This is a genomic window from Desulfoluna sp., assembly GCF_030145185.1.
GTDB lineage: Bacteria > Desulfobacterota > Desulfobacteria > Desulfobacterales > Desulfolunaceae > Desulfoluna.
In genome coordinates this window covers 1-7,413 of the sequence record NZ_JAQYWB010000129.1, presented here as the reverse complement: position 1 = coordinate 7,413, position 7,413 = coordinate 1, and the positions used below count along the sequence as shown (strand labels likewise).

Below are 7,413 nucleotides of genomic sequence, written 5' to 3'. Positions count from 1 at the left end.
ATCTCCCCGCCCCCGCGCACGGCCTTCCCGCCCCTCGGCTGCTCCGCGCCTTGGGCGGGGCGGCCTTGCGCTCATCGGCTTCGGCAAACGCTTCGGTTCTTCCATGGTGCGCAAGCGCACCCTACCCCATCACCCATTTTTCCCTTTACCCTGTCGCATTCGCCTTTAACCGATCTTTCGGCCTTCGGCCTCCAAAAGGAAAAAAGGTAAAAAACCAAAAGGCTACCCGTAAGCTCCGCTTACGGTGTCCTCGCGAGACGAAAGCCGACGTCGACGCTGCGGCTGCCGAGGCTGACGCTGCTGCGATTGGCGCTCCGGCAGCTGCGGGCGCGGCTGCCCCAGCTACCGCCGCGTTCCACCCGGCGGGAGCCTGATGACGGCCCCACTGGGTCGGTAACATTCCCTGAAGGATAATCCGCAGACCAATCCTGGCACCACTCATAAACATTGCCGTGCATGTCGTACAGGCCCCAGGCGTTGGACCTTTTCTGGGCCACAGGATGCGTTTTATTTCCTGAATTATCATCGTACCAGCCAAGAGACGAAAGACTCTTACCGTTGGCATATGGAGTCTCACTCCCCCCTCGGCACCCAACCTCCCACTCCGCTTCCGTCGGCAAACGATAATGGGACCCACCTTCTCTTGTGTTCAACTTACGGATAAATGTCTGAGCGTCTTCCCACGACACATTCTCCACCGGACATTCATCCCCACAATTTTTAAATAATGAAGGATTACTCCCCATCACCGCCTTCCACTGACCCTGCGTCACCTCTGTTGTCTGGAGATAATAGCCCTTGGACAACGTCACACGGTGCTGCGTCTCGTCACTATCGCGCCCCGACTCCCCCGAAGGACTCCCCATCATAAACGTCCCTGGCTTGATATAGACAAACTGCATACCAAGACTGTTCGACATTTTTTTCTTTTGAAGCGACATTTCAACCGACGTTGTTTTACCCGCAACCAACCGGACCAAGGCCTCTTTGGAAAAATAATCCTTTGCCTTGACCAGAATTCTGTATTCCCCTGGCGCAAGCTGCATGCCAGGGCTGTATGTCTTCTTAATTCCCATCAACACCACCGATGCCCCAGCGGGAGAGGTATCGATGGTAAGTCTTCCAGAGGGCACCAGCGCCACCTTCTCGTGTTTCGTCTCTCCGGCAGCCAATCGAATCTCCAGCTCCCGGGATATATAATGTTTGGCGGAGACCACCGCGTTATAGGTGCCCGGCTTAAGTTTCATCCCCGATGTATACGTCGCCGGAGTTCCCTTCAGAATAACCCGGGCACCGGTGGGCACGGTATCAAGGGTCAGGGTCGGCATGGCCTTCAGCACCACGGCAACCTCTTTTTCTTCTGCCTGGGCAAGGGCAACGCTCTTCCTTGACGTCAGGTACCCCCCACGGGCCACCTCCACCTCATAGGTGCCTGGTTTCAACTTCATCCCAGGTATATAGATAGGCTCAATATTCAGAACCTTCACCGTCGCCCCTTCGGGCGTGACCTGCACCGTGAGGCGGCCCCCATCCAGCAGGGCTTCGCTGTCATAAGCCGCCACGCCCCGGGCTTCGTCGTGAAATTTTTCCATCAGCTCATTCCACGCCGCTTCTTTGAGACTTCTGCCCTCTTCTGTGGCAATCAACGCTTCGTACACGTCGATTTCATGTTTCAAGTTGTTGTATTCCGCTTCCCGAGCTTCCCGGACCTTCTGAGCCGCTTCATCCCGCTGCTCCTGCTCAAAACCGGCCAGGGTCTGCGAGGCCTCGGTCTTCTCTTTAATAAGCCCCAGCATGGCCGACATGCTGTCACCATTTGCGGGGGTGCCCGCGTCGAGGCGGGTTTTCATGGAGGCTATGCGCCCTTCTAAATCGCCCACCTTTACCCGGATGTTATCGATCTTTTTAGATAGGCTCTTTTCAAGTACCGGCAGGATAGAGGCCGTATCATGCTTCCTGGTGGTGGCCACAGACGTCGGTGTCCGCCCACTCTCTCCGCCGTTATCATCACTCCCCAGAGCCAGAGCGCCCATGACAACAATTACAGCGCAGACGGCCCCAACAGCCCAAGTCAGCCCCCGGTTCATGAATCTCTTTTCTTCTTGTGAAACCTGGGGATTTTTAGATGGTGCCGCATTATGCAAGGATGGAGAGTCAGCTTTATCCGGCACATATTGCCCCTCAAGGGCTTGCAACACCTCCTCGAAATCCCGGAACCGCCTCGTGTACTCTTTTTCCAGACAGCGGTGAACCAGCCTTTCAAGCACTTCAGAAACGCCTTCGAGGGGCGGTACGGCTTCGTTTAAAATCTGGTGTTCGATGGCCCCCTTATAAAATGGAGGATGCCCGGAGAGGAGTTCGTAGAGGAGGACACCGAAGGAGTAAATATCCGACTCCCGGCCCACGTCACGTCCTCTAATTTGCTCCGGGGCCATGTAGACCAGGGTTCCCGAAGAGCTTGAATTTGCGATGCGGCTCATTGAGCTCTTCACCGTCTCGGAGATGCCGAAGTCGGTGATCTTGGGCGTGCCGTTTTTCGTGATAAGAATGTTCTGAGGCTTGATGTCTTTATGGATCACGCCCTGGGTGTGGGCGTAGGCCAGCCCTTCAGCCAGCTGTCGCGCAAGGTCTTTTACCCTCTCTTCGTCAAAGCGGCCCCCGGGGGCATCCACAAGAGCTTCGGAAAGACTGGCTCCAGCCACAAACTCCATGTCGATGTATTTGATGCTGCCGGTATCGCAGAAGTCATACACATGGACGATGCCCGGGTGGTTGAGCTTCGCCATGGTCACCGCCTCTTTCTTGAGGCCCACCATGGCAGCTCGGTCCGAGGCCACCGCCTCGGGCAGCACTTTCAGTGCTTTCTCGCATTCCATCTTCTGGTCAAAAACCCGGTAGACGGCTCCGAAGCCACCCTGGCCCAACTTACCCTTCACCTCGTACCGATCATCAATGAGGTGGCCTTCGGGCAGTTGTTCCAGGTTCACCACCCCATAAGCCGGGGCATCTTTCACCACGGTTTCGAATGGGTCAGGTAAATCGACGGCTTCGATTTTCTCTTCCACCGGCGTGCCGCAGATCAGGCAAAATTTTGCCTTGCCGTCCAGTTCCTCTCCACACTTTACGCATTTCGCCATACTCCCCCCATCTTGTATCTAAATCCGATTCACCATCGTATTGTTTGCATTGGGTATAGCTTTATCGATGAACAAGCGCACCCTACCAAACATCGGCCTTGGTCATCGTTTCGGCCACATCCATAAAAACAGGTCTCGAGCATGGCTCTCTATCGTTCCCAGGCTCCGCCTGGGAATGCTCCCCGGAGGCTCTGCCTCCAAGCTTGAAACCCCGCAACCTGTGGATTTCACCCCTGCGCCACGGCTTATCATACCGGCAAGGCGGAGCCTTGCACCCGACACTCCCAGGCTGAGCCCGGCACTTACCCCATAAGTGATGCGATAGCAAATTAAGCCGTATTTCGCCGCTTGTTCAGATCTATCACAAGGGTAAGTGCCGGGCAGAGCCTGGGAGCGAGAAAGGGTAATGAGATCACGAAGGTGGCCGAAACGATGATCAAGGCCCAAACATCCCACACACCGACGGCCATGCGTCACCCCGTAGGGTGTGCTTGCGCACCATTGCCCGAAAAACCGACACCCTTCGCCACTTCTATGCGGCACAATAATCAACCAAACATGGGGTTCCATGAACGTTTCGGCGCTTCGGCGGTGCGCAAGCACACCCTACCCCACATCACCCACTCCGTCGGCCAGGCGACACACCCTACCGCCCGATTTCAACATGCCGCCGGGGCTTCGCCACGGGACCCAACACCGACCACATCCCCACCGCCTTCGTGCCTACACCCCCGCGCACAGCCTTATTCGCCCTTGGCTGCTTCGCGCCTTGGGCGAAACGGCCTTGCGCTCTTCGGCTTCGACCACCGTTTCGATTTTTCGAAGGGACGCAAGCGCACCCTAGCGTCTCTCACCTATGGCCTATCACCGATTCTTTCCGCCTTTCCAAAAGGAAAAAAGGTAAAAAACCAAAAGGCTACCCGTAAGCTCCGCTTACGGTGTCCTCGCGAGACGAAAACCGATGCTGAAGTAGCGGTAGCCGGGGCTGCTGCTGTCGCGATCGGCGCTCCGGCAGAGGCGGGCGCGGTCGAACCAGCTGCCGCCGCGCATCACCCGGTCGGAGCCTGATGACGGCCCCACTGGATCGGTAACATTTCCTGAAGGATAATTCCCCTTCCAATCCTGGCACCACTCATAAACATTCCCATGCATGTCGTACAAACCCCAGGCGTTGGAAGTTTTCTGAGCCACAGGATGCGTTTTATTTCCTGAATTATCATCGTACCAGCCAAGAGACGAAAGACTCTTACCGTTGGCATACGGCGTCTCGCTCTCCGCACGGCACCCTACCTCCCACTCCGCTTCCGTCGGCAGCCGATAATGGGACCCACCTTCTCTTGTGTTCAACTTACGAATAAATTTCTGAGCGTCTTCCCACGACACTTTTTCCACCGGACATTCATCCCCACAATTTTTAAATAATGAAGGATTGCTCCCCATCACCGCCTTCCACTGACCCTGCGTCACCTCCGTCGTTTGGAGGTAATAGCCCTTGGACAGCGTCACCCGATGCCGGGTTTCATCATCACAGTGCCCCGACGCCCCCGACGGACTCCCCATCATAAACGTCCCTGGCTTCATATAGACAAATGTCATCCCAAGGCTATTCGTCATTTTTTTATTTTGAAGAGAAATTTTAACTGACGTTGTTTTACCCGCAACCAACCTGACCAAGGCCTCTTTGGAGTAGTAATCCTTTGCTTTGACCAAAATTCTGTATTCCCCTGGCGCAAGCTGAACCCCCGGACGGTAAGTCTCCTTAATTCCCTTCAACACCACAGATGCCCCAGCGGGCGAGGTATCGATGGTAAGCCTTCCAACTGGCACCAACGCCACCTTCTCGTGTTTCGTCTCCCCGGCAGCCAATCGAATCTCCAACTCCCGGGATATATAATATTTGGCCGACACCACCACTTCATACGCTCCAGGCGGCAGCTGCATTCCAGGGCTGTATGTCTCCGGCGTCCCCTGCAGCACGATCCGCACATCGGCGGGGTTTGTGTTGATCGTCAGCGTTGGCAGGCTCTTGAGGGCAACGGCAACCTGCCGGTCTTCTCCCCGCGCAAGGGCGACCTTTCTACGAACCGCCACATACCCCTCATGGGCCACCTCGACCGCATAGCTCCCCGGCCTTAGCTTCATCCCGGGGGTATAGGCGGGCTCGATGTTTAATATCCTGACCTGAGCCCCTTGGGGCGTGGCACTCACTGTCAGACGGCCCCCATCCAAAAGCGCTTTGCTGTCATAGGCCGTCACACCTCGGGCCTCATCAGAAAATGTTCCCACCAGATCGTTCCACGCCGCTTCTTTGAGACTTTTTCCCTCTTCCGTGGCAATCAAAGCCTCGTACACGTCGATCTCGTGTTTCAATTTATTGTAGTGCGCTTCCCGGGCTGCCCTGATCTTGCGGTCCCCTTCATCCCGCTGCTCCTGCTCAAGACTGGCCAGAGTCTGGGACGCCTCGGCCTTCTCATTGATGAGCCCCAGCATGGCCGACATGCTGTCGCCATCATCGGGGGAGCCTGCGTCAAGGCGGGTTTTCATGGAGGCGATACGCCCATCTAAGTCGCCCACCTTTGCTCGGGTGTTCTCGATCTTTTTAGACAGGCTTTTTTCAAACACTGGCAGGGTAGAGGCCACCTCGTGCTTCCTGATGGCGGCCACAGACGTCGGAGCCGGCCCGCTCTCTCCGCCGCTGTCATCACTCCCCAGGACCAGGGCACCAATGACGACAATCACAGCGCAGAGGGCCCCAACAGCCCAGGTCAACCCCCGGTTCATGGGTCGCTTTTTTTCTTGTGAAGCCTGGGGGTTTTTAGACGGTGCCGCTTCATGTAAGGATGGAGAAGCTGCTTTTTCCGGCACGTCTTTCCCCGCAAGGGCTTGCAACACCTCCCCGAAATCCCGGAACCGCCTCGTGTACTCTTTTTCCAGGCAGCGGTGAACCAGCCTCTCAAGCACTTCAGAAACGCCTTCGAGGGGCGGCACGGCCTCGTTTAAAATCTGGTGTTCGATGGCCCCTTTGTAAAAAGGCGGATGGCCGGAGAGAAGCTCGTAAAGAAGAGCGCCGAAAGAGTAGATATCGGACTCCCTTCCCACGTCTCGTCCTCTAATTTGCTCGGGGGCCATGTACACCAGGGTCCCCGAGGAGCTGGAATTGGCGATGCGGCTCATGGAGCTCTTCACCGTCTCGGAGATGCCGAAATCGGTAATCTTCGGGGTGCCGTCTCTTGTGACAAGAATATTCTGGGGCTTGATGTCCTTGTGGATCACCCCTTCACCATGGGCGTAAGCCAAACCTTCGGCAACACCCCTGGCAAAACGAACCGCGTCCTCTTCCCGGAGTTTTTTCTCCGGCGTGTTCAGCTTCAGCTCGGTGAGGCTCATCCCCTCGACACACTCCATGTCGATGTACTTGATGGAACCCTTGTCCTGAAACTCAAAAATCCGGACAATATTGGGGTGATTGAGCCGCGCCATGGTCACCGCTTCTTTCCGGATGCCCTCCATGGCCTCCAAGTCCGAGGCCACCGCTTCAGGAAGCACTTTCAGGGCTTTTTCACACTCCATCTTCCGGTCAAAAACCCGATAAACCGCCCCGAAGCCACCCTGGCCAAGTTTTCCCCTGACCTCGTACCGATCATCGATGAGGTGGCCCTCGGGCAGTTGTTCAAGGTTAACCACCCCGTAAGCCGGGGCGTCTTTCACCACGGTTTTGAATGGATCAGGTGAATCGACTGCTTCGATTTCCGCCTCCACCGGCGTACCGCAGATCAGGCAAAATTTTGCTTCGGCTTCCAACTCCTTGCCGCATTTCGCGCATTGCGCCATACTTACCCCTTCTTGTATCTAAATCCGATTCACCATCGTATTGTTTGCATTGGGTATAGCTTTATCGATGAACAAGCGCACCCTACCGAACATCCCCCACTCCGTCGGTCACACGTCACATCGTAGGGTGTGCTTGCGCACCATTGCCCGGAAAACCGACACCGTTGGCCATTTGAATGCGGCACAACGATCACCCAAACATGGGTTTCCATGACCGCTTCGGTGCTTCGACGGTACGCAAGCGCGTCCTACAAATCCACCCGTCATCTATGTCCTGCTTATGGCCCGCCCAACCTTTTGCGTTAACAAAAGGCCAAAGTCCCATTCGGATTTCTCTTGTAATCAAAGCCCTGCTTCCCGCACTCGGGACATGTAGACTCCTTCATTTTTCTCTCCCGGGCCGCATTATCCTCCTGGCAGCCGTCCATCCCCATACAGGCATCCG

The 7,413-nt window shown here is 56.0% G+C and carries 2 protein-coding genes; both read right to left on the bottom strand.

Going from position 1 to position 7,413, the window contains the following annotated elements:
- Positions 1 to 239 precede the first annotated feature (239 nt).
- The gene (locus Q1Q75_RS22040; RefSeq protein WP_300675296.1) at positions 240 to 3,137 is read right to left on the bottom strand and encodes a bifunctional serine/threonine-protein kinase/formylglycine-generating enzyme family protein; all 2,898 of its coding nucleotides are present in this window, start codon (positions 3,135 to 3,137) and stop codon (positions 240 to 242) included.
- Positions 3,138 to 4,070: 933 nt separating this feature from the next.
- Complete coding sequence (locus tag Q1Q75_RS22035; RefSeq protein ID WP_300675293.1) at positions 4,071 to 6,968, bottom strand: bifunctional serine/threonine-protein kinase/formylglycine-generating enzyme family protein; 2,898 nt, start codon at positions 6,966 to 6,968, stop codon at positions 4,071 to 4,073.
- Positions 6,969 to 7,413 lie beyond the last annotated feature (445 nt).